The sequence below is a fragment of the Actinophytocola sp. genome, from assembly GCF_050699935.1.
Classification (GTDB): domain Bacteria; phylum Actinomycetota; class Actinomycetes; order Mycobacteriales; family Pseudonocardiaceae; genus Actinophytocola.
Genome location: NZ_JBOHGB010000120.1, coordinates 1 through 22,468, shown reverse-complemented (window position 1 = coordinate 22,468; position 22,468 = coordinate 1). Strand labels below are relative to the sequence as shown.

21 protein-coding genes and 1 pseudogene are annotated in these 22,468 nt (G+C 73.7%); 6 read left to right on the top strand and 16 right to left on the bottom strand.

The window, feature by feature from the left end; genetic code table 11:
- Both cobC and ACRDTB_RS28665 read right to left on the bottom strand, forming a co-directional pair.
- A partial coding sequence (gene cobC / locus ACRDTB_RS28670) for an Rv2231c family pyridoxal phosphate-dependent protein CobC (RefSeq protein WP_431435277.1) occupies nucleotides 1-750 on the bottom strand: 750 nt, incomplete at its 3' end.
- On the bottom strand, nucleotides 747-1,160 hold the full coding sequence (locus tag ACRDTB_RS28665; protein WP_431435276.1) for a helix-turn-helix domain-containing protein: 414 nt from the start codon (nucleotides 1,158-1,160) through the stop codon (nucleotides 747-749). The genes cobC and ACRDTB_RS28665, both read right to left, overlap by 4 nt.
- Nucleotides 1,161-1,449: 289 nt before the next feature.
- Here ACRDTB_RS28665 and ACRDTB_RS28660 point away from each other — a divergent pair.
- The 4 genes and pseudogenes from ACRDTB_RS28660 (at nucleotide 1,450) to ACRDTB_RS28645 (ending at nucleotide 4,051) form a co-directional block, all read left to right on the top strand.
- A pseudogene (locus tag ACRDTB_RS28660) lies at nucleotides 1,450-1,798 on the top strand (DUF2000 family protein).
- A gap of 26 nt (nucleotides 1,799-1,824) precedes the next feature.
- On the top strand, nucleotides 1,825-2,292 hold the full coding sequence (locus ACRDTB_RS28655; protein WP_431435275.1) for a low molecular weight protein-tyrosine-phosphatase: 468 nt from the start codon (nucleotides 1,825-1,827) through the stop codon (nucleotides 2,290-2,292).
- Nucleotides 2,289-3,140, top strand: coding sequence for a fructosamine kinase family protein (locus ACRDTB_RS28650; RefSeq protein WP_431435274.1), 852 nt, complete (start codon nucleotides 2,289-2,291; stop codon nucleotides 3,138-3,140). The genes ACRDTB_RS28655 and ACRDTB_RS28650 overlap by 4 nt, the downstream gene beginning before the upstream one ends.
- Nucleotides 3,141-3,160: 20 nt before the next feature.
- Nucleotides 3,161-4,051: an SURF1 family cytochrome oxidase biogenesis protein gene (locus tag ACRDTB_RS28645; protein WP_431435273.1), complete on the top strand. Its 891-nt coding sequence runs from the start codon at nucleotides 3,161-3,163 to the stop codon at nucleotides 4,049-4,051.
- A gap of 521 nt (nucleotides 4,052-4,572) precedes the next feature.
- Here the strand turns inward: ACRDTB_RS28645 and ACRDTB_RS28640 are convergent.
- The 4 genes from ACRDTB_RS28640 to ACRDTB_RS28625 form a co-directional block, all read right to left on the bottom strand.
- Nucleotides 4,573-5,511, bottom strand: coding sequence for a cobalamin biosynthesis protein (locus tag ACRDTB_RS28640; protein ID WP_431435280.1), 939 nt, complete (start codon nucleotides 5,509-5,511; stop codon nucleotides 4,573-4,575).
- 262 nt (nucleotides 5,512-5,773) lie between these two features.
- Nucleotides 5,774-6,367 (bottom strand): phosphotransferase family protein, encoded by a 594-nt coding sequence (locus ACRDTB_RS28635; RefSeq protein WP_431435272.1) that lies wholly within the window; start codon nucleotides 6,365-6,367, stop codon nucleotides 5,774-5,776.
- A gap of 523 nt (nucleotides 6,368-6,890) precedes the next feature.
- Nucleotides 6,891-7,460, bottom strand: coding sequence for a hypothetical protein (locus ACRDTB_RS28630; RefSeq protein WP_431435271.1), 570 nt, complete (start codon nucleotides 7,458-7,460; stop codon nucleotides 6,891-6,893).
- Complete coding sequence (locus ACRDTB_RS28625; protein ID WP_431435279.1) at nucleotides 7,457-8,080, bottom strand: DUF4291 domain-containing protein; 624 nt, start codon at nucleotides 8,078-8,080, stop codon at nucleotides 7,457-7,459. Before ACRDTB_RS28625 ends, ACRDTB_RS28630 begins: the two co-directional genes overlap by 4 nt.
- Nucleotides 8,081-8,136: 56 nt before the next feature.
- Here ACRDTB_RS28625 and ACRDTB_RS28620 point away from each other — a divergent pair, with 56 nt between their 5' ends.
- Nucleotides 8,137-8,307, top strand: coding sequence for a hypothetical protein (locus ACRDTB_RS28620; RefSeq protein ID WP_431435281.1), 171 nt, complete (start codon nucleotides 8,137-8,139; stop codon nucleotides 8,305-8,307).
- An 85-nt stretch (nucleotides 8,308-8,392) separates the two neighbouring features.
- Here ACRDTB_RS28620 and nudC read toward each other — a convergent pair whose 3' ends face one another.
- From nudC to ACRDTB_RS28595, 5 genes are all read right to left on the bottom strand, one after another.
- Nucleotides 8,393-9,385 carry an NAD(+) diphosphatase gene (gene nudC, locus ACRDTB_RS28615; RefSeq protein ID WP_431435270.1) on the bottom strand — a complete coding sequence of 331 codons (993 nt, stop codon included), beginning with the start codon at nucleotides 9,383-9,385 and terminating at the stop codon, nucleotides 8,393-8,395.
- On the bottom strand, nucleotides 9,382-10,779 hold the full coding sequence (locus ACRDTB_RS28610) for a M16 family metallopeptidase (protein WP_431435269.1): 1,398 nt from the start codon (nucleotides 10,777-10,779) through the stop codon (nucleotides 9,382-9,384). The genes nudC and ACRDTB_RS28610 overlap by 4 nt, the downstream gene beginning before the upstream one ends.
- The gene (locus tag ACRDTB_RS28605) at nucleotides 10,776-12,059 is read right to left on the bottom strand and encodes a M16 family metallopeptidase (protein ID WP_431435268.1); all 1,284 of its coding nucleotides are present in this window, start codon (nucleotides 12,057-12,059) and stop codon (nucleotides 10,776-10,778) included. The genes ACRDTB_RS28610 and ACRDTB_RS28605 overlap by 4 nt, the downstream gene beginning before the upstream one ends.
- Before the next feature lie 223 nt (nucleotides 12,060-12,282).
- Nucleotides 12,283-12,492, bottom strand: coding sequence for a hypothetical protein (locus ACRDTB_RS28600; RefSeq protein ID WP_431435267.1), 210 nt, complete (start codon nucleotides 12,490-12,492; stop codon nucleotides 12,283-12,285).
- Nucleotides 12,493-12,567: 75 nt separating this feature from the next.
- Nucleotides 12,568-14,331: a DUF2207 family protein gene (locus tag ACRDTB_RS28595; protein WP_431435266.1), complete on the bottom strand. Its 1,764-nt coding sequence runs from the start codon at nucleotides 14,329-14,331 to the stop codon at nucleotides 12,568-12,570.
- A gap of 411 nt (nucleotides 14,332-14,742) precedes the next feature.
- Between ACRDTB_RS28595 and ACRDTB_RS28590 the strand changes: the two genes are divergently transcribed.
- The gene (locus ACRDTB_RS28590; RefSeq protein ID WP_431435265.1) at nucleotides 14,743-15,753 is read left to right on the top strand and encodes a neutral zinc metallopeptidase; all 1,011 of its coding nucleotides are present in this window, start codon (nucleotides 14,743-14,745) and stop codon (nucleotides 15,751-15,753) included.
- Nucleotides 15,754-15,758: 5 nt separating this feature from the next.
- Here ACRDTB_RS28590 and ACRDTB_RS28585 read toward each other — a convergent pair whose 3' ends face one another.
- From ACRDTB_RS28585 to ACRDTB_RS28565, 5 genes are all read right to left on the bottom strand, one after another.
- The gene (locus ACRDTB_RS28585) at nucleotides 15,759-16,286 is read right to left on the bottom strand and encodes a hypothetical protein (protein WP_431435264.1); all 528 of its coding nucleotides are present in this window, start codon (nucleotides 16,284-16,286) and stop codon (nucleotides 15,759-15,761) included.
- A gap of 37 nt (nucleotides 16,287-16,323) precedes the next feature.
- Nucleotides 16,324-17,391: a potassium channel family protein gene (locus ACRDTB_RS28580; protein WP_431435278.1), complete on the bottom strand. Its 1,068-nt coding sequence runs from the start codon at nucleotides 17,389-17,391 to the stop codon at nucleotides 16,324-16,326.
- Between the two features lie 104 nt (nucleotides 17,392-17,495).
- A complete protein-coding gene (locus ACRDTB_RS28575) occupies nucleotides 17,496-17,972 on the bottom strand; it encodes a hypothetical protein (protein WP_431435263.1) in 477 nt (158 codons plus the stop codon).
- Nucleotides 17,973-18,088: 116 nt separating this feature from the next.
- Nucleotides 18,089-21,313, bottom strand: coding sequence for an ATP-dependent helicase (locus ACRDTB_RS28570; RefSeq protein WP_431435262.1), 3,225 nt, complete (start codon nucleotides 21,311-21,313; stop codon nucleotides 18,089-18,091).
- A 241-nt stretch (nucleotides 21,314-21,554) separates the two neighbouring features.
- The coding region (locus tag ACRDTB_RS28565; protein ID WP_431435261.1) for a RecB family exonuclease at nucleotides 21,555-22,468 on the bottom strand (914 nt) is incomplete at its 5' end.

Below are 22,468 nucleotides of genomic sequence, written 5' to 3'. Positions count from 1 at the left end.
CGCCTCGGCGACGGCGTGCGGCGCGGCGCAGGCGGCCACGGCCACGTGCACGAGCGTGCCGACCGGCCAGTGTGGACGGTGCGCGGCGAGCCGCTCGAGCAGCGCGGGCTCGCCTAACGCGTAGCCTGCCCGCAGCCCCGGCAGCGCCCACGTCTTGGTCAGGCTGCGCAGCACGAGCACACCCGGCAGCGGCTCGCCGGCGAGCGAGGCGGGCTCGCCGGGGACCGCGTCCATGAACGCCTCGTCGACGACCACGACGCGGCCCGGCCGGGCCAGCGCCCGCACGGTGTCCGCGGGGTGCAGGACCGAGGTCGGGTTCGTGGGGTTGCCGATCACGACGAGGTCGGCGTCGTCCGGTACGTCCCGCGGGTCCAGCGCGTAGCCGTCGGACTCCCGCAGCAGGACGTGGCGCACCGGCACGCCTGCCGACCGCAGCGCCACGTCGGGCTCGGTGAACGACGGGTGCACGACCACGGCGGCGCGCGGCCGCAGGGCGGGCAGCAGCGCGAACCCCTCGGCGGCGCCGCCGAGCACGAGCACCTCGCCGGCGTCCCGGCCGTGCCGCGCCGCCACCGCCGAACGGGCTCGTCTGTCGTCCTCTGTGGACGGATAACGGCCTAGCCGGCCGACGGCGTGCGCGAGGCGTTCACGCAGCCAGGCCGGCGGCCCGTCGCCGCGGACGTTCACCGCGAAGTCCTCGAGTCCGGGTGGGGCATCCACATCGCCGTGGTGCCGCAGGTCGGTCATCATCCGCCGGATCCTACGTACCGCGCCGGACCGACGCCGAGGAGGCGGGTGAAGTGTCGGGTCGGCTGGGCCTGGTCGTGGAAACCCGCGAGCGTGGCGGCCCGCGCGGGCGGGTGGCCGTCGAGCAGATGGCCCCGGGCAAGCTCGAGGCTGCGGCCGGTGAGGTAGCGGTGCGGCGGGATGCGGTACTCGTGGCTGAACGCGCGGACGAGCGACGCGGGGTGCGTGCCGAGGGTCGCCGCGGCCTCGTCGAGCCGGACGCCACCGGGCAGCCGCGCGTCGAGGAGCTCGCGGAGCCGGTCGGCCAGTCCGCGGGCCGGCCGCGGGCGTGCGGCCGGCCGCCTCGAAGTCCTCGGTGCGCACCGCGAGGACCTGGTGGAGCTGGTGGATCCGCCTGCGCAGCAGGGGATCACGCAGGGTCGGCTGGTCGACCGCGGCGCCGACGAGGGCGTCGTCGAGCACGGAGTGGTCGAGCTTGCGGAAGCCCTCCGGCCGCACCGAGCGCCCGTCGTGCGGCACGCCCGGCGGCAGCAGCGTCACCGCGTCGCTCGTGCCCCGTGGTCGTGCCGGTCGAGGTCGTAGCGTGCGTGGAACACCTCCTGGATGCCCGCGCCCGAGGGGGGTGCCACGCCGTGATGTCCGGACGGGTGCCGGTCATGCAAGGAACGTACAAGACGGCACGGCCGGCGCGCCCAAGCTGGCCTGGTGCGATTCGAGACCAGGATCGCCGTCGTGATCCGCGACGACCTGGCCGGCTGGCAGCGCCTGAACGTGTGTGCGCCTTCCTGGTGAGCGGCATCGCGGCGGCCGTGCCCGAACTGATCGGCGAGCCCTACGCGGACGCCGACGCCACGTGGTACCTGCCGATGTTCCGCCAGCCGGTCCTCGCGTTCGAGGCCCCGGCGGACGTGCTGACCGCGGCCCACACCCGGGCGCACGGCCGTGGTCCGCGCGGTCCCGTTCGGCTCGCTGGACCTGGTGGGCCTCGCCGTGCACGGTCCCGCGCACCGCGGTCGACAAGATCGTCGAGGGCGCGCGCCTGCACCCCTGACCGACCGATGCGGCAGACTCGGCCGGGTGCACGTGTGCTTCGTCTGCTCCGGCAACATCTGCCGCTCCCCCATGGCCGCCGTGGTGTTCCGCGAGCACCTGCGCCGAGCCGGGCTCGACGACCGGGTGCGGGTGACGAGCGCCGGCATCGGCGGGTGGCACGTCGGGCAGCCGGCCGACTCGCGGGCCGCGCGCACGCTCGCGCGCGCCGGGTACCCGACCGAGCACGTCGCCGCACAGGTCGGGCCCGAGCACCTCGACGCGGACCTACTGGTGGCGATGGACTCCGGGCACGAGGCGGCGCTGGCCGACCTCGTCGGCGAGGAGCGGGTGCGGATGTTCCGCTCGTTCGACCCGGCCGCCGACGGCGACCTGCGCGGCGATCTCGACGTGCCGGACCCGTACTACGGCCGGCGGGACGGGTTCACCGACGTGCTCACCATGATCGAGGCGGCGATGCCCGGGCTGCTCACGTGGGTCCGCGAGCGGCTGTGAACGCGGCCGTGGACCTCGAGGCGCTGACCGGCTCGGCGGCCGCCGGCAGCACGCCTCTGGGCGGTACCGCGCGGCGCGTCGAGCTCGCGGACGGCCGGGTGGTGGTCGCCAAGCGGCACGACCACGTGACCGCGCTGCGTGCCGAGGTCGCCGGGCTGTGCTGGCTCGCCGAGCCGGGCGTCGTGCCGCTGCCCGAGGTGCTCGGGTACGACGACGAGTGGATCGTCATGGAGCTCGTCGAGCCGGGCGCGCCGACCGCCGCCGGGGCGGAGGAGTTCGGGCGCGGGCTGGCGCGGCTGCACGCCGCCGGCGCCGAGGCGTTCGGCGCGGCGCCGCCGGATGGCCCCGTCGACGCGTGGATCGGGTTGGCGCCGATGCGCAACGAGCCGGGCTCGTCCTGGCCGTCGTGGTATGCGGCGCGGCGGGTCGAGCCGTACCTGCGGTCGGCCGTCGACCGGGGCGTGCTGTCCGACGGGGACGTTCGGGCCGTCGAGTCGGTGTGCGCGCGGATCTCGTCGCTGGCCGGTCCGGACGAGCCACCCGCGCGGCTGCACGGCGACCTGTGGAGCGGCAACGTCCGGTGGGCGGCGGACGGCCGCGCGTGGCTGATCGACCCGGCCGCGCACGGTGGCCATCGGGAGACCGACCTCGCGATGCTGGACCTGTTCGGCTGTGCGCGCCTCGACCGGATCGTCGCCGCGTACCAGGAGGTCACGCCGCTCGCCGACGGCTGGCGCGGGCGGGTCGGGCTGCACCAGCTCTTCCCGCTCCTCGTGCACACCGTGCTGTTCGGCGGCGGGTACGCGGGCCAGGCCGTGGCGGCCGCCCGGTCGGCGCTGCGGGGGTGAGCCTGGCCTACCGTTGTGGGGTGCGGTTGCGCTTCCTGCTCCGGCCTGAGTGGCTGGCGTTGACGCTGGTGGTGGTGGTCTTCGCCGTCACCTGCTTCGCCGTGCTCGCCCCGTGGCAGTTCGGCCGGCACGCCGAGCGCAAGGCGACCAACGACGCGATCACCCGGTCGTTCACCGCCGCCCCGGTGCCGCTCGCCGATCTGGCAGAGGGCACCGGCGAGTGGCGAACGGTCACCCTGACCGGCACCTACCTGGCCGACGACGAGGTCGTGGCGCGGCTGCGAACCGTGCAGGGCGAGGCGGCGTTCGAGGTGCTGACGCCCTTCCGCCTGACCGACGGCACGGTGGCGCTCGTGGACCGCGGGTACGTGCGGCCGGTGCAGGGCCGGGAGGAGCTGACGCTGCCGTCGTACCCGGAGCCGCCGGCCGGGACGCGGGAGCTGACCGCCCGGGTGCGCGCGGACGAGCGCGACCCGCAGGGCCGGTCCCCGCTGGGCGGCGAGCGCCCGCAGGTCTACGCGGTCGACTCACGCGCGGTCGGCGAGGTGACGGGGCTGTCGATCCGGCCGGGGTACGTGCAGCTCGCGGCCGGCAGTCCGGGGGTGCTGGGCCCGCTGCCGCTGCCGGAGCTGGAGGCGGGGCCGTTCCTGTCCTACGCGCTGCAGTGGATCACGTTCGGCGTGATGGCGTTGCTGGCGTGGCTGTACTTCACGTGGCGGGAGATCCGGCCGGGTGGGGTCCTGGCGGAGCGAGCCGGCGAGCCGGCCCAACCCGGGCCCGGGTCCGCGCCGACCGATCAGGCTCGCCCTCGCGGGCCGCATGGACAGCGTGGGCAGCGCCGGCGGCGGACGGTCGCCCAACAGATCGCCGAGGACGAGGCGCGCGAACGGGCCGCGAGCAACCAGCCCTGACGCGCGGGCTCGCCGCCCCAAACCTGCCTGCCGACGGCCGCTCGCCGAGTAACCAGGGCCCTGCCGTTCGACCCGGGCCGGCGAGCCGGCCGTCGCCCGGGATCGCTTGCGCGGCCGCTACCTGGACGTTCGAGTCGTGGTCCCAGTCCGCGGGCCGCCAGTGAGCCGGACGCGGTCGTGCTCGTCGAAGCTGCGGATCTCGCCCCTCGTCCCGTCCGCCGTCTCGTAGCGCTCACCCTTCGTGGTCCCCAAACCCGCACCCGTTCCACGTTCTACGCCACAGCTTCGTCGTCGAGCTGCTGCTGACGGGCGGACCGGGCGAGTACGCGTAATGGGAGATCCTGCACGAGCCGTGGCTCGCCGACTCGCGCGCGGCGGCGAGCGTGCCACCACGTGCGGAGAACTACCGGATCCGGCCCGAGGAACTGAAGCGCATCAAGCACTTCGTGACACGTTCCGCTCGGTGGCGCTGGCCCAGTCGCGTGACGAACGCCCGCGGAGCACACGTACCGCGCGGAGAGCTAGCGGCGCGAGCGGAACAGCGCGATCAGCGCGGTGACCACGGCGGCCAGCCCACCGACCACACGGGACAGTTCGACGGCGCGGGTGACGTGGCCGGAGTCGGGCATCCGGCCCTCGCCCATGACCGGGCGCTCCTCGACGCCGTGCTCGTACTCGGTGCGCCCGCCGAGCCGGATCTCGAGCGCACCGGCGAAGACCGCCTCGACCCGGCCGGCGTTGGGGCTCGGGTGCGCGGCGGCGTCGCTGTGCCAGGTCTGCCAGGCGCCACGCCAGGAGCCGCCGACGACGGGTGCGCCGGCGACGGTCAGCAGGGCGGCGAGCCGGGCCGGGAGCAGGTTGACGAGGTCGTCGAGCCGGGCGGAGGCCCAGCCGAAGCGGCGGTAGCGCGGCGAGCGGTAGCCGACCATCGCGTCGAGTGTGTTGACGGCGCGGTGGCCGAGCAGGCCGGGGACTCCGGCGACCGCGCCCCACAGCAGCGGCGCGACGACGGCGTCGGAGGTGTTCTCGGCGACCGACTCGACCGCGGCGCGCGCGAGGCCGTTGGCGTCGAGCTTCTCGGGGTCGCGGCCGCAGAGGTGCGGCAACCGCTCGCGCGCGGCCGGCAGCTGCCCCGCGTCGAGTTCCCTGCCGATCGCGGCGCCCTGCACGGCGAGCGACCGTCCACCCAGGACAACCCAGGTGGCCGCCGCGGTCGTCACGGTCTGCACCGCCGGGCGCCCCCGGCCGGCACGCTCCGCGAGCACGCCGAGCGCGAGCGCCCCGCCGCTGAGCACCGCGGCATGCAGGGCGCCGGACAGCTTGTGGTCGCGGTAGAGGACCCGCTCGACGCGCGCCGCGAGCTTGCCGAACGCGGCCACCGGATGCCCCCGCCGCGGATCCCCGAACGCCCCATCCGCGGCGACGCCGAGCAGCAGCCCGACCGCCCGCGCCATGCCCACCACGTCGCTCACCCCCACCGCCCGACCGGGTGCCGGGCCCCGAGCCCGACACGGTAGCGCGACCGGCCGGAGGTCTTGCACGGAGGCGTCTCTCGTCCCGTGGTGTGGACGGGTTGGCCTCCGGCCCCCGGTCACCAGCCTACGGGCAACCCCTGACTGTTCGGGGGTGTCCGTCCACAGGCCGCGAGATCGCGCTGGTCAGCGCAGCGCTCCTAGGAAACTGGTCGCCAGGTGACGGATCGATCGCCAGATCGTAGCGACATCACCCGTTTGCCAGCTCTTTGGCGGCGGCGGGTTTGCCGGGCGCGAGGCGGATATAGGAGGACAGCGAGTGTAGTTCGGCGATGTCGCGGAGCAGTGTCCAGTGTGGCCATCGTGTCAGGTCGTAGCCGTAGACGGTGAGGAAGGTCGTGCGGTCTGTTTCGGGTTCGTCGAAGTAATTCGGCAGGCCGGTGAGGAGGTCGAGTTCGCGCGGGCCCATGCATGCCTGGTCCCAGTCGATCAGCACCCAGCCACCCTCGTGATGAACGAGGTTCCCGCTGTGTGCGTCGGCGTGCACGAGTCCGATCCCCAACGGGAAGGTCGTCCCGGCGAAGGCGTCGACCAGCGATCTGGCCCGGGCGCCGAGCCACGCCCGATCGTTGTCCGAGAGCACCGGTTGGGGCCGACGCTCGTCGATCTCGGGGGCCTCGCCGAGCCGGTGTAGCGGGCGGTACCGGGGCAGGGCGAAGGGCGGTGCTGGCAGCTCGTGGAGCCGTCGCACCAGCCCCGCCAGGTCACCGAGGGTGGGCGGTGGTGTCGTGGGCCAGTAGGGCCAGAAGGTGGCGACCGCGGATCCGGCCCGTACTGCCCGCACAAGTTGCCGATACGATCCGCGCTGCTCGGGCCAAGGGCTGGACGCCCGAGAAGCCCGGGTCGCCCTTCCTGCTCGACCAGTTGCAGGGGTTCATCCCCGCCGACTGACTGGCGATCCAGTTAACAACGTCACATCGGCAATAGCTGGAACGCAACACACGTCTGTCTCAGCAGCGCGAACGTGGCGTCAGCGGCGGCCTTGCTCAATGGCCACACGAACTCAGCCGCGCACGGCCTCTCTGCCGAACTGCGTGAGCGTGCGGTGCGGGAGGTGGCCGAATCCGGCCGGCCGGTCGTGCAGGTGCACGAGATCTCGGCATCCATCCCGAGGCGTTGCGGACCTGGGTCCGCTCCTGCTCCGCAACCAACTACGCCGGCCGCGACACCGCCGACCGCTCCATCCCACCGGCTTCGAATGGGCGTCATCCCCTTCCGCACCGGCACCCTCCGGGGTGCGAGGGTCGGCGGGCTGAGCAGCACATGGTTCACAGTGGACAGTGGCCAGTGGCCAGTGGCCAGTGGCATCAGGCTCTGGTGAACATGATGAAGTCGCAGCTGGACGCGATGACGAGTGTGGTGCCGGTCGGCGAGAAGCCGACCGCACGCAACTCGCAGACGGTCTCGTCGTGGATGACCTGCCATCCTCCCCGGTCCGGTTCGCCGAAGGGATCCTGAGATGGGGCGGACAGCACGACCCGTTCGGCGGGCCAGTCCGGGGTCACGATGTCGAGCATCCAGCCGTCGGGCGTGACCCGGTGCAGCCCGCCACCGAACAGCCCAGCGAGCGGAACCCGTACGCCGGCCAGGATGCCGATGCCGGTGCAACACAGGTCCTGGCCATCCGGATAGTCGAAGTCCGGGTCGGGATCGCGGGCAACGCGCTCGCCGGTGGCACCGTCGAACAGACCCCGCCCCTGGCTCGAGGCCACCAGCAGAAGATCAACGCCGTCGCCGGGATGAGTGGCGAATCCGACGCCGAGCAGTCCCCCGACGGCCACAGCGGTGGGCGCCGCGACCAGAGGGCGCCACGGTGGTTGAGGCGGGCCGACCGGTGCGTGACGGAACCGGGCGCGCAGCTCGTCCGCGTACGTCACCCGAACTGCCCTCCCGGGTCGGCGCCGACAACCGCACCGACCGGATGCGGCAACGGGTACGGGCGCTCCTCCGGCACCAGCCCCGCGGCGACCTCCTCATGGCCAGCGGCCAGGTGATCACGAATCGCCCGGGCGACACCCGTGACATCGGTGATCCCCACGATCCAGTCGTCCACGTAGCGGTCCACGGCCGCACCGGACAGTCCCACCTGCAACGACCGGTGCGACAACGGCCCCAGCCGCAACGACCGCTCCGGGTCCCACTGCACCCGCACCTGGCATGCCCGCAACCGGCTCGCCCACACGTCCAGGTCCGGGTAGACGCCGGCGTCGAAATGACTCAGACAAGCATGGGCCAAAGCCCACTCGAACCCGCCCCGCAGGATCTCAACGGCGAGCACGCACTCCTGGCCCGGCTTGGACGCCCACCCACTGCGATACATCATCCACAGAAACGACGGCTTGATCCACGTCATCCGCTCCCGCCTGAACGGCCTCACGAACCGCCCCGCCGCCAGCGCGGGCACCGCGATCTCGGGCGAGTACGCCTGATACACCGTGATCGACTCGGCCGTGTAACGGGCACGAACCTGACGCACGGGAACGTTCACGCACGATATCTTGACCGAACCACCCGACCTCGCACCATCGGGTTTCCGAGTGCCCCCTCGTGGTAGTGGTCGCCGAACACGTGCACGACCTGTTCGCCGAGACACTCGATACGCCAGCCGGCCAGATCGCGCAACTCTACGTGCTCGCCCGCCTGCTCAACCGCATCGACGGCGGCGACCACCCCGACCTCGCCGAACCGCTACACCTCCACGCGGACAGCATCCTCGCTGGCTGACCTGCACCCGCATCTTCGCGGAGCCCAGTCGCGAGTGTTGGACTCGCGGGCCGGGAACGTTGAACTCGCGGGTTGTGCGGGAGGGTCAGTCGGCGGTGGCCCAGCCGGTCAGCATGAGGCGGGCTATCGACGTGGGGCCCGGTAACTTGAGGCCCTCGATCTCGCCGCCCGCTGCCAGGGCGACGCGTAGGTCGGCGCGCGGCACCCAGCAGGCCTCCTCGATCTCCCCGGCCGCCGGGTGCAACGGGGCGTCGGCCGGCGCCACGGCGGCGAAGCCGACCATGATCGAGCGGGGGAAGGGCCACGGCTGGCTGCCCAGGTACCGGATCCCGGTCACCCGCACGCCGACCTCCTCGGCGATCTCCCGCTCGACGCAGGCCTCCAGGGACTCGCCGGCCTCCACGAAGCCCGCCAGCACCGAGTAGCGCTCCGGCGGCCACACGGGCTGCCTCGCCAGCAGCACCCGCGCACCGTTGACCCCGACGTCGTCGTGCACCAGGCAGATCACGGCCGCGTCCGTGCGCGGGTACTCCTCCCGCCCGCAGCCCGTGCACCGCGTCGCCCAACCGGCGCTGGTCCGCTCGGCCGGCGCGCCGCACCTCGCGCAGTAGCCGGCCCTCGCGTGCCAGCTCGCCAACCCGACCGCCGTCGTGTACAGGCCGGCCGACGTGTCGTCCAGCAGCGCGCCGATCGTGCGCAGGTCGTGCCACTCCTCGCCGTCCTCGGATGCCGCGCCCGTCCACAGGCCCCACGCGAGCTCCGGCGACGCCACGCCCTCGCGCAGCCGCTCCGCTCGCCGCACCGCCCAGTAGCCCACACCGTCGTGCTCGCCGAGCAGCAGCGCGTCCGGCGGCCGCTCCTCGGCGATCCGCGCCGACGGACGGGTCGCCAGCGACAGCGCGCCCTCGCCACCCGGCACTGTGGCGACCGGGGTGCGGCCCTTCTCGTCCAGCAGGATCACCTGGCCGGTCGCCCACAGCTTCGCAAGCCGCGCCTGGTCGGTGCGCATCTGCTCGTAGCGGTCCACTGTGGACCGCGAAAGCGTCGGCAGGTCGGCGAGCTGGAACGGCTCGGTCACGAGGAGATGACGCCGCCCAGCGACCGGAGCAGCGGCAGCTGCTCGGCGTCGCCCACGATCACGCCCGTGTACCGGGTCGGCGAGAAGAACTCCAGCGCCGCCTCCGCGATCTGCTCCGCGGTGACCCGAGCGAGCCGCGCCGGGTGCTCGACCAGCCAGTCGACGTTCAGCCCCAGCGAGACCAGTGCGGCCAGCTGCGAGGCCAACCCGCTCTGCGACGCGGTGGCGATGAGCAGCGACCCGATCGCGTACTGCCGCACCGAGTCCACTTCGGACTCGGTGGGCGGCACGACACCGAGCCGGGCCAGTTCGTAGCGCGTCTCCAGCAGCGCCGGCGCGGTGACCTCGCTGGCCGTGTCGGACTCGACGAGCAGCGTCGCGCCGCTCGGCGTGAACTCCACCGACGAGCGCGCGTGGTAGGTGTATCCCTTGCCCTCGCGGATGTTCTCCACCAGCCGCGAGGAGAAGTAGCCGCCGAACGCCAGGTTCGCGAGCTGCAGCGCCGGGTACCGCGGGTCGGTGCGCGCGACCGCCTGCGCGGTGAGCCGCAGCTGCGACTGCACCGCCCCGGCCCGTGGCACGAACAGCACGTCGCCGCCGGTCACGTGCGGCAGGTCCGGCAGCACCACGGCCTCGCGCTCGTCGGACCACACCGACAGCGCCGAGCCGAGCCGGGCCACCGCCTCGGCCGGCTCGATGTCGCCGACCAGCACCAGCACCGAGCCGCGCGGCAGCACCCCGGCGGCGTGCAGCTCGCGGACCTCCTCGGCGCGGACCGTGGCGACGTCGGCAGCCTCCGGCATCTCGCGGGTGAACGGGTGGTCGCCGTAGCGGTGCCGCTGCAGGGCCTCGCGCGCGATCACGCTCGGCTGCGACCGGGCCACCGCGATCCGCTCGACGAGCCGCCCGCGCTCTCCGCCGACCTCCTCCTCGGCGTAGGTGGCGCCGGTGAGCACGTCGGCGAGCACGTCGAGCAGCGTGTCGAAGCCGCTCGCGAGCGCGTTGCCACTGATCGAGAGCCGCTCCGGGTCGACGCCGGCATCGAGCTCGCCGCCGACCAGTGCCAGGTCGGTGTCGATCGCGACCCGGTCGCGGCGCCTGGTGCCGGTGAGGATGGTGGCCGCGAGCACCTCGGCACGCGCGGCGTGCAGCGGGTCGGTGCCGGCGAACGGGATGCGCAGCCGCAGCTCCACCATCGGCACGGCCGGCGCGTGCACCGCGACGACCCGCAACCCGTTGTCCAGCACGGTGTCCACAGAGGACAGACCGGTCGCGGCGCGCTGCTCGGCGAGCGGCGGCAGCGGTCGCGGGCCGAGCTCGGTGTGGCCGATCTCGGTGGCGGTGCGAAAGCCCGTCGACGTACTCGTCGCCGCGGCGGCATCGAACGCTGTCACTGGTCTCCTCCTGCCGGCGTCACGGTGAGCACCGCGCGTGAGTCGGGGCGCAATGCCTTGGCGGCGGCGGCGACGGCGTCGGGCGTGACCGCGGCGATCCGGTCGGGCAGCGTGTGCACGAGGCCCGGGTCGCCGTAGAGCAGCTCGAGCGAGCCGAACGCGAGCGTGCGCGAGATCAGCCGGTCGTGCTCGCGGTGCAGGCCGGCCACCCAGCGCGCCTTGACCTTGGCCAGCTCCTCGTCGCTGGGCGGCGCGCCGGCGAGCTTGTCGAGCTCCTCGTCGACCGCGGCGAGGACGCGGTCCTCGCCGACCTCCGCCGAGTGCACCGCGGTGACGACGAACGTGTCGGGGTCGCGCGCCTCGAACGGGCCGAACAGCCCGCAGGCGGCGTTGACGTCGGTGACCAGCGGCTCGCGGTGGACCAGGCGCTGCTGGAGCCGGGAGCCGTCGCCCTCGGCCAGGACCGCGGCGAGAACCAGGTTGGCGAGGTAGCCGTCGAGCTCGCCGATCGAGTCGGGCATCCGGTAGCCGACCGCGAGCGCGGGCAGCGGCGCGTGCGGGTCGGGGTGCTCGCCGCGCAGCTCGCCGGTGGGCGGCGGCTCGGCGAACGACGGCCGGTCGGGGGCCGGGCGCGCCACGACGTCGCCGAAGTGCTTGTCGATGAGCTCCCGGGTGCGCTCGACGTCGAGGTCGCCGGCGACCGTGAGCACGGCGTTGGCCGGTGCGTAGTAGGTGTCGAAGAACTGCGCGCAGTCGGCCAGGTCGGCCTGCTCGAGCTCGGTGAAGTCGCCGTACCCGTTGTGGGCGTTGGGAAATGTCTGGTAAAGCACCGGCGGCAGCAGGATCCACGGGAACCCGCCGTAGGGCCGGTTGAGCACATTGAGCCGGATCTCCTCCTTGACCACGTCGACCTGGTTGCGGAGGTTCTCCTCGGTGAGCCTGGGCGCTCGCATGCGGTCGGCCTCGAGGAACAGCGCGCGCTCGAGGCCGCCGGAGGGCAGCACCATGAAGTAGTCGGTGTAGTCGGGGTGGGTCGAGCCGTTGAACGTGCCGCCCGAGGACTGCACGTGCCGGAAGTGGGCGAGCTTCTCCAGGCTCTCGCTGCCCTGGAACATCAGGTGCTCGAAGAGGTGCGCGAAGCCGGTCCGCCCCTCCGGCTCGGACCGGAAGCCCACGTCGTAGTGCACGCTCACGCCGACCACCGGCGACGTCGGATCCGGTGCGAGGACCACCCGTAGCCCGTTGGGCAACGTGAACCTGTTCAGCTCGGTTGCTGGCATGTCCGAAGCCTACGTGGCGGCACTGACATTCGGCCGCGAGGCCGGTCGGTCGATCATCGTCCACGGTGACCTCGCCCGACCCGATCCCCGCGGCACCGCTTCGAGACTACGACACCCGCGGCGTCGCGCGGACCTACGACCTCCGGGTCGCCGACGGGACGTGGACGCCGATCCGGCGGGATCCGGACTTCTGGCAGCGGTTCACCGGCACGTTCGCCGCGACTCACACGGGCGACACGAAGCCCGGCAGCCAGCCCGGATCCTCGCCGTCGCCGCACTCCGGACACGGCTGCTCGACCATGCCGCCCGGCGCCCGGTCCGCCCACACCGTGCCGCTGCCGGGCAGGACCATCGGGCGGATGCTCCCGGCGTCGTCCCGGTACTGCGTGACCTGCCGGCACCCGTGGCACACGGTCCGGATGCTCTCGGTCATCGGTTCACCATCCCGAGCCGTCGCAGGACGGGCAGATCTGGTTGCTCATCGCCCCCGACACTAATCCCTGGCACGTCAGCGCAACTGACCCGACGCGGTGAGCACGACGTCGAGCTCGCGCAGGAACGCGGGGAAGTCACGAACCAGCCCGTCGACACCGTCCTCGCCCTCGTACCAGTAGATCCCGGGCGTGCCGTCGGCCGCGGTGTCCAGGTCGGCGAAGCGCGCGAGCCACCCCGCGGTCTCACCGAGCACCACCGCGTAGGGCAGCGACCGGGACAGCACCATCTCGCGGTCCGCCGCCGGAACGGTCGCGGAGTCGGTGCCGCGCAGGTATCCGAGCAGCCCGCGGACCTGCTGCACGAGCGCGCTGCCGCGCCTGGTCCGGGCCGGCATGAACCGGGCGCCGAGCGCGAGGCCGAGCCCGCCGATCAGCACGGCGAGGCCGAGCAGCGCGTGCCCGACCGTCAGCGCGAGCACCACGGTCGCGGCGACGCCGAGGACCGCCAGCAGGACGCCGGCGAGCAGCCAGCGGGTGCGCTCGTGGTCGGGCCGGCGGGCGAACCACTGATGGCGGACGACCCCGGCGTAGAGCTCCTCCCGGATTCCGGACAGGTCGAGGGGGCGGCCGCGCAGCTGGGACAGCGACACCTCGGTGGCGTCCCCGAGCAGGGCCCGCCACACCGCGCGCTCGTAGCCGGTGAGCGCCTCGTCCGGCGGGTTGCGGCGCAGCAGCACCCAGTCCTGTCCCGCACGCCGGATCGTCAGGTAGTTGCGGACCGCGAGGTCGACCACGGTCGCGGTCACGTCGGCCACGTCCACGTGCTCGTCGACGACCGTGCCGACCTCGCCGGGCAGCACGCCGTCCGGCGAGGCGAACGCGACCCGGCCGCCGTCGGCGACCAGCAACTCCACCGGGCCGACGTCCGCGGCGAGCGCGCGGGTGTCGCGGCCGCGGGCGAGCCAGAGCAGGACGAACCCGCCGACCAGCACGGCGGCGAGCGCGCCCAGGCCGACCCCGCTGACCGGGGTGAGGGCGAACGCGCTGACCGTGACCTCGGCGAACTCCGCGTCGCCGGCGCCGCCGACCGTGCCCGAGGGCAGCATCACCGACAGGTCGACGCGCTCGCCGGCCGGCAGGTCCTCCTGCACCACCCGCAGCACCTGTCCGTGGTCGGTGATCGCGGACGAGCACGGCTGCTCGGACCCGCGCCGGCCGGCCAGGCAGACGACCTCGCTGGGCAGGTCCGGCGCGACGAACGACGCACGCAGGAGGCGGAGGTTCACGTCCCAGCCGCCGGCCACCTGCCAGCGCACCTGCTGGCGCCCGCCGGCGTCGGTGACCGCGCCGTCGACGGTGTAGGTGACCGTGGTGGCGCCCTCGCCGAGTCGCATGACGAACTCGTCGCCGGTCACCTCGGTGGTGCCGTTGCCGTCGACCCGCACGTCCTCGACGGTGAACACGCGGTCGGTGTCGTCGCCGGCCCGGATGAGCAGCGGCTGGTGGCGGGTCATGGTCTTGCGCGCCTGGACGAACACCTGCTCGCTGACCGACAGCCGACCGTCGCGCTCGACCTTCAACGCGATGTTGACGCTCTGCGGGAGCAGGGGGGTGGGCCGCGGGCCGGGCGGCAGCGTGCTCGGCCTCGTCGGGTCGATCGAGGGGATGTCCTGCGTGGGCAGGTCGGTAGGCAGTTTGGACGGCACCGGAATGTCCACAGTGGGCACGTCCGGTGGGGGCGAGGGCAGCGACGGCTGGACCAGCCCGAGGAGCGTGCCGCCAGACACCGCCGCCGCCGTCACCGCGCCGGCGACCACGGCCCCCCATTTCGCGAACACGCCTGCGGAGGATAGTCCAGAGCCCATATGCTCACCGCCTGTCCGGCAAGATCGGGCCGGGGGCCGATGAACGTGGGGGTAGGACGGGGAATGACTCAGCCACCATCGGGCCCGTGGCGCCCGACGGGACCGCTGCCGCCACCGCAGGCGCGCCCCCTGCCTCCACGACCACAACCACCACGACCACAGGCACCACAGGCACCACCACCGCAGCCGTACCGGCCCACCGCGCCCTACCCGATGCCCGGCCAGCCCGGCCCAATCGGTCCGCCCGGTCCGGCCGGTTTTCCCGGTCCCGGTGGCCGGCCGCCGGCCGGTGCGTACCGGCCGCATCCGCAAGGGCCGCAAGCGTTTCCACCGCCCGGCTCGACCGCGCCGCCGTGGCTGCGGGGCTATCCGGGTCACCAGGGCGTGCCGTACCCGCGGCCGAAGTCCAACACCGGCCCGCTGGTCGCGACGATCGTCGTGGCGGTGCTCGTGGTGAGCGCGGGGATGCTCGGCTTCGTGGCGCTGAGCGACCGCGGCAACCACGTCGCCGACACCGGCTACGACGAGCCGGCCACGAGCAGCGAGACGAGCACGACCACCGCCACCACGACCGACGCCCCGACCACGACCGACGCGCCGACCACGACGACCACCGACGCCCCGGTCAGCACCACCGCGAACACGCCGACCGAGACCACTCCGGCCGGCCCGCGACCGGTGTACGAACTCGGCGACAACCCGCTGTTCGCCGGCGAACTCGGCACGCCCGCGGTGACGTGCCGGCTGACCCGCTGGACGACCTCGCCGGCGGGCGCGGCGGCGTTCTTCCGCAGCACCCTGCCGTGCCTGGACCGGGCGTGGCGCCCGGTGCTGGAGCAGGCCGGGCTGCCGTTCGCCACCCCGGCGATGAAGTTCCCCGAGGGCACCAACTGGTCGAGCCCGTGCGGATCGGTGGCCGGCGGGAACGGCGCGGTCGCGGCGTTCTACTGCGGGGAGAACAACACGCTGTACATGCCGTTCGCGGGCCTGCAGACCGAGCAGTACGGGCCGCATCCCGGGGTCTACCTGGCGGTGCTGGCGCACGAGTACGGCCATCACGTGCAGGCACTGAGCGGGGTGCTCGACACCTACGCGCAGGCCAGGTACGAGGCGGGCGTCGACACCGGGTCGGGCCTGGAGCTCTCGCGGCGGCTGGAGCTGCAGGCGCAGTGCTTCTCGGGCATGTTCCTGGCGGCGACGTACGGCCGGGGCTCGGTGAACGACAACATCCTCAACGAGGCCCGCACGTCCCAGAACCGCGGCGACCACACGGCGGGCCTCCCGCGCGACCACGGCACGGACGCTCACACCGCGGCGTGGTGGGAGCAGGGCGCGCAGAAGAACCGGACCTTCCAGTGCAACACGTGGAAGAGCCCCGCGGCGGACGTGTCCTGAGACGCCTAGCGACCGGGTGCGGGCGCGCGACGGGGCACGGGCGGGCGGGACAGCCGCAACGAGCGCGGCAGCGGCCGGCCCCGGGGACCGCGGCGCACGAGGAACGCGTACCCGGCCCCCGCCCACCCGCTGGCGACGAGCAGGACCAACCCGAGCCCCTCGCCGCGCGTGCGGTCCACGGCCGCCACGCCCGCCGACCGCACGACCATCGAGTTCACCACCGGACCGGGCGGGAGCATGATGTCGACCGGCTCCCCCTCCGCGTGCCCGCAGCCGCTCAACCGGACCTCGCGGTCGTCGCCCTCGTGCTCGAACGTGACGATCTCGACGGCGTTCGGAAGGTCGCACGGTGTGCCGGTGGCCACCCTGGCGGACACTCGGGTGCCCGCGTCCGCGTCCGGCGCCGTGAAGCCGAAGATGCCGAGCACGTTCACGATCGCCGCGGCGGCGACGCTGAGCAGCAGGAGCGCCAGCCCCGCGGCGGCCCATCGCAGGTAGCCGGGTGGTGGTACCTGCCGACCCGTGATCCGCACCCGACGATGGTCGCAGATCCGGACGTACAGGAATACCTCAGTCGGTATCGGTTGCCGGGGTTATCTTTCGGACGTAGAGCAGCCGGTCGCCGGGCTCGATGGCGTCGGCCTCCGGGTGATCCACTCGGAAGAGCTTGCCGCCGCGGACCACGCCGAGCACGATGTCCGGCAGGTGCCGCGGCGACCCGCCGACCTCCGCCTGCGCGACGTCGCGCTCCGCGATGGCCAGGCCGGACTCCGGCGTGATCAGGTCCTCGACCATGTCCACGACGGTCGGCGTGTGGGTGGCCATGCCGAGCAACCGGCCCGCCGTCTCGCTCGACACCACGACCTGGTTCGCACCGGACTGGCGCAGCAGGTGGACGTTCTCCGCCTCCCGCACGGCCGCGACGATCTGTGCCTTCGGCGCGAGCTCACGCGCGGTCAGCGTCACCAGCACCGCCGAGTCGTCCCGGTTCGCCGCCACCACGACCGCGCGCGCCCGCGGCACTCCGGCGACCCGCAGCACGTCGGACCGCGTGCCCGAGCCGTGCACGGTGATCAGGCCCAGCGCGGAGGCGGCGTCGAGCATGGACTGGTCGGTGTCGACCACCACGATCCGCTCCGGCTCGACACCGTCCGAGAGCACCGAGCTGACCGCCGACCGGCCCTTGGTGCCGTAACCGACGACCACCACGTGATCGCGCACCTTCGACCTCCATCGTTGCAGCTTGAAAGCCTGTCGGGAGCGCTCGGTGAGCACCGCGAGCGTGGTACCGACCAAGACGATGAGGAACAGCACCCGCAACGGGGTGATGACCAGAATGTTGACCAGGCGGGCGGTCTCGCTCACCGGGGTGATGTCACCGTAGCCGGTGGTCGACAACGACACGGTCGCGTAGTAGATGCAGTCCAGGAGCGAGAGGCCGTCGCCGTTGCTGTCCCGGTAGCCGTCGCGGTCGAGGTAGACGAGCAGCACCGCGGAGAACAGCGCCACGACCGCCCAGACCACCCGGCGCACGATCGACGTGATCGGGCTGACCGAGCTCTCCGGCATCCGGATGACCCCGACGAGCGAGTGGTCGGGGCGGTCGGTCAGCCGCTCGGCACGCAGGCGCCGGCGCAGCTTGCGCGACAGGACGGTGCCTACGTCGTCAGGGCTGGTCACGGCGGCAGATTAACCTGGGGGCCGCCGGTGCGCCGGCGACCCCCACGGTTTCGTGAGTCGGGTCAGTAGTACGTGATGTCCCAGTGGTCGCCCTCGTCGTAGTAGACGTTGCCGGCCGCGGAGCGCCACTTGGCGCCGCCGATGTAGCTGAAGCTGCGCTTGATGTAGCGGGTGGCGCAGGACGTTCGCGAGATGTCGATCTTGTAGCCGTTCCAGTGGCTGTACTTGCCCGGCGCGTGGCCGGTCTCGGTGCCGCCGGTGACGGTGAGCCGGCACTTGCTGGCCTTCTTGAGCGTGATGACCCCTTTGATCGTCCCGGACTTGATGCCCCGGAACGAGGTGCAGGTCGGGTTGTGGCGGTTGCTGCAGCCACCGCTCGACGTCCAGCCGATGTTCGCCTTGCGGAGCTTGGCCGCGGCGGCCTTGTGGCTCAGCTCCCGGCCGCTGGCGTCCGCGTCACCGCTGGGCAGGACCAGCACCAGACCGACGGCCAGCGCGACCGCGGCCGCGAGCCCGGCCAGCACCTTGCGCATCCCCATGTGTCCTCCTCGCTTCGGGTTGCCCTCAGGGAGGAACCTCGCACCGGACCCGGCGTTCGCCGAGGGAGAGTGCACGCGGAGCACCAGCGAGTGCACGCCGCGGCAACGCCGGTGGTTCAGCGCGTGGGGACGGTGTGGAGGAGCGCGCGCAGGCTGTCGGCGTCCAGCAGGTCCGCGGCGCGGACCGTGCGGTTCTGGCGGACGTGGTGGAAGGCGGCGCGGACCCGGTCGACCGGCGCCGCGGACAGGCTCGCCCACGCCAGCCGGTAGGCGGCGAGCTGCACGGTCAGAGCTGGCAGGTCCTCGTCGCGGGGCAGCGCGCCGGTCTTCCAGTCGACCACCGTCCAGCCGCCGTCGGGGTCCGCGAACACCGCGTCCATCCGCCCGCGCAGGGTGATCCCCGCGACGTCGCAGGTGAACGGGACCTCCACCTCGTGCGGCACCCGCTCCGCCCACGACGAGGCCAGGAACGCGTCCTTCAACGCGTCGAGGTCCGCGTCCGGCGCGGCACCGGCGTCCGCCGACCCGGGCAGCTCGTCGAGGTCCAGCAGCGCGCGCGAGCCGAACCGCTTCTCCAGCCACGCGTGGAACGCCGTGCCCCGCCGTGCGGTCGGGTTCGGCGGGAACGGCAGCGGCCGGCGCAGCCGCCGGGCCAGCGCGTTGGGGTCCGCGGCCAGTTCGACCAGCTGGCTCACCGACATCGACGGCGGCAGCGTGACCTGCTCGCGCCGGGCGGCGGCCGCCGCGCGCTCGGCCAGGAGGACGTCCGTGTCCGCCGCCCAGCCCTCCGGGTCGTCCTCCAGCATCAGCTGGCCCGAGTCCGACCGCACCGCGGCCAGCGCCTCGCGCACCATGGCCGCGCCCTCGCGGACGTCCTCGCGTCCCAGCGCGAGCGGGTCGGCCGGCCACGTCGCCGTGCGGTCCGCGTTCGCGAGCGGGTTCTCCTCGTCCTCGGCCGGAGGCGGTGCCGCGTGCTCGGGTGGCACCAGCCCGGCCACCTCCGTGAAGAAGGCCGACGGGCCCTTCGGCTTCGAACCCGTGCGGCCCCACCAGTGCGCGGACACCAGCAGAACGCGCTCGGAGCGGGTCAGCGCCACGTAGCACAGCCGCCGCTCCTCGACGAGGTCCCGCTCGGCGAACGCCTCGGCGTGCCCGGTCAGCTCGTGCTCGACCTCCTTGCGGTTCGCCGCGCCGTCCAGGTTCAGCGTGGGCAGGTCCGCCGAGTCACCGCGCAGCGCGGCCGGCAGCTCGGTCACCGCGCGCAGCCAGCACGAGGTCCGCTTGCGGCTGGGGAACACGTCGTTCACCAGGTGCGGCACGGCGACGACCTGCCACTCGAGACCCTTCGCCGCGTGCACGGTGAGGATCTGCACCCGGTCCTCGGCCACCTCGACCTCACCCGGTTCGAGCCCGTCCTCGGCGGCCTCCGCGGCGGCGAGGTAGTCCAGCAACGCGGGCAGGCTGGCCGACGGGCTCGTCCGCGCGTAGTCGGACACCACGTCGGCGAACTTGTTCAGGTGCGCCCGCCCCGCGCCGCCCGGCCTCGCCTTCGCCTCGACGTCGAGCAGCATGGCCCGCTCCACCTCGGCGACCAGCTCCGGCAGCGGCTGGTCGAGCCGGCGCCGCAGCGCGTGCAGCTCCGCGCCGAGCGTGCGGATCCGCCGGTAGCCCTCGGCCGAGTACGCCTCCGCCTCGCCCGGGTCGTCGATCGCGTCGACCAGCCCGGCCTGCTCCGCGCCCTCGCCCGGCACCGCGTCGGCCAGCGTTCCCTCGCCCTCGGTCTGGTACGCCTTGCCGAGCTCGGCGGCCCGCCGCCACAGTGCCGCGAGGTCCGCCGCGCCCAGCCGCCAGCGCGCACCGGTCAGCACCCGCGCCGCCGCGGTCCCGGCCAGCGGGTCGATCAGCACCCGCAGCGCCGACACCAGGTCCCGCACCTCGGGCTCGTCCAGCAGGCCGCCGATGCCGACGACCTCCACGGGCAACCTGCGCTCCCGCAGGGCGGCCGCGAGGTCGGTCATGTCCGCCCGCCGCCGCACCAGCACCGCCGCGGTCGGCGGCCGGCCCGTCTCGTCCACAGTGGACCGCCAGCGGTCGGCGATCGCGTCGGCGAGCCAGGCCACCTCCGCCTCGGCGTCGGCGAAAAGTCCACATCGGACATCGGCGGGGCCGGCGCCGTCCGGGGCACGCAGCTCCCCCACGTCGGGTCGCAGCGGCTCGGACACCGCGTTCGCGAGCGCCAGGACCTCGGGCGGGTTGCGGAAGCTCGTCAACAGCCCGTACCGGGTCGCGGGCCTTCGGCCCCGTGTGGGGAAGTCCGTCGCGAAGCGGGGCAGGTTCGCCGCGCTGGCGCCGCGCCAGCCGTAGATCGCCTGCACGGGGTCGCCCACGGCGGTGACCGGCATCGGCTCGCCGCCCGAGCCCCCTTCCGGCCCGCCGAACAGCGAGCGCAGCAGGATCCGCTGCGCGTGGCCGGTGTCCTGGTACTCGTCGAGCAGCGCCACGCCGTACCGCTCGCGCTCGCCGCGTACGACCTCCGGGTGCGTGCTCGCGAGCCGCGCGGCGAGCGCCATCTGCTCGGCGAAGTCCAGCGCCCCCTCGCGCCGCTTGCGCTCGGCGTAGGCGTGCACGAGTGGCAGCAGCGCGAGCCGGAACCGTTGCGTGGCAACGACTTCGCGCAGGTCCTGGGACAGCTCGGTCCGCTGCCGGGGCGCGCGCGGGGCGTTCTCGATGGCCGCGCAGACCTGCTCGGAGTAGCGGGCGAGCCGCTCCTCGTCGACGAGGTGCTCGGCCAGCTCACCCGCCAGCTCCAGCAGGTAGCGGGTGACGGTGACCGGCACGCGGTCGGTCTCCAGGTCCTGGGTCCAGGTCGACACCACGCGGTGCGTGAGCTGCCAGCACGCGGTCTCGGTGAGCAGCCGCGCGCCCGGCTCCACGGGCAGCCGCAGCCCGTGCTCGGCGACGAGCCGGCCGGCGTAGGCGTGGTAGGTCAGCACGGTGGGCTCGCCGGCGTGGACTGCGACCAGCCGCTCGCCACTCGGGTCGAGCCGTGCGAGCAGGCCGGAGCCGGCCAGGCGGCGCAGCCGGGCGCGGACCCGGTCGGCGAGCTGGCGGGCGGCCTTGCGGGTGAACGTCAGGCCCAGCACGCGATCCGGCGTGACGAGGCCGTTCGCCACGAGCCACACCACGCGCGCGGCCATCGTCTCGGTCTTGCCCGCCCCCGCGCCGGCGACGACGAGCGCGGGCTCGGGCGGCGCGGCAATAACGGCGACCTGCTCATCGGTAGGCGCCGGCAACCCCAACTCCGCCGCCAACAACCGCGGCGAGATCAACTCACCACTCACCCGCCCACCCACCCGAACCCGCGAGTCCAACGCCCAGAACCCGCGAGTCCAACACTCCGGACCCGCGAGTCCAACGTTCCGGACTCGCGAGTCCAACACTCGCGACCGGCGAGTCCAACGCCGCGCGCATGCCGGCGCGCTGGACTCGGGGGTTCCCAACGTCGGACACGCCGTACCGGAGTGTTGGACTCGCGGGTACACAGTGTTGGACTCGCGGTACCGGAGTGTCGGACTCGCGGGGTCATTCGGTTACCTGGCGGCCGCTGGGGTTGACCGGGCAGCTGAACCGGACCGGGCAGCGGGCGCAGTCCGGGTTCTGCCGGGCGACGTACTCCGGGCCCGTGCTGGCCGCGGCGGCGTCGGCGACCACGCCGGTCCAGTGCTTGAGGCCCTCCTCGTCCATGGCGTCCTGGTTGCGCTCGGTCGCGTGCCTGCGGCGGTTCACCTTCGACACGTACAGCAGCCGCGCGCCACCCGGCTCGCGGTCCAGGCCCAGCCGGGCGAACGCGCCGTACGCCGCGGCCAGCTGGTACATCGCGAGCTGCGGGTGCTCCTTCGCGTCGTTCTCGGTGACCGGCGCCCGGCCGGTCTTCACGTCGACCACCACCGGCCGGCCGTCGGCGTCGGCCTCCAGCCGGTCGACCCGCCCGCGCACGCGCACCGGCGTCTCCGGCACGTCCACGGCGAAGTCCTGCTCCACCGCGACCTGGGTCAGCTCCCCGCGGGTCGCGCGCAGCCAGCCCAGGAACGTGTCCATCATCGCGTGCACCCGCGCCCGCTCGCGCCGGGAGAACCACGGCGCGCCGGCGTCCACGACGTCCCACGCCCGATCGAGCTCGGCACGCAGCGCCATCTCGTCCGCGCCGTCCGCGGCGGCCTGGGCCAGCGCGTGCACGAGCACACCGGTGATCGACGCCAGCTCGGCCGGGTCCTGCCCGCCGTGCCGCTCGACCATCCAGCGCAGCGGGCAGCGCGCCAGCACCTCCACTGTGGACGGTGAGACGACGATCCGCTCGTCGGCCACCCGAAGTGGCCGCGCGCTGGACAGCTCGGGCAGCCCATACCAGACGTCCGGGTCGGCGCCGGGCACCCCGGCCTCGGCGAGCCTGGCGAGCTGGCGGGCCGCGCGCCGGCGGCGGTCCGGCGGGGAGGTGC

Bases quoted from the DNA above. Each gene is read 5' to 3' on its own strand.
- ACRDTB_RS28575 (WP_431435263.1), bottom strand. From the start codon at position 17,972: ATGGGGATGCGCAAGGTGCTGGCCGGGCTCGCGGCCGCGGTCGCGCTG.
- ACRDTB_RS28600 (WP_431435267.1), bottom strand. From the start codon at position 12,492: ATGACCGAGAGCATCCGGACCGTGTGCCACGGGTGCCGGCAGGTCACG.
- ACRDTB_RS28605 (WP_431435268.1), bottom strand. From the start codon at position 12,059: ATGCCAGCAACCGAGCTGAACAGGTTCACGTTGCCCAACGGGCTACGG.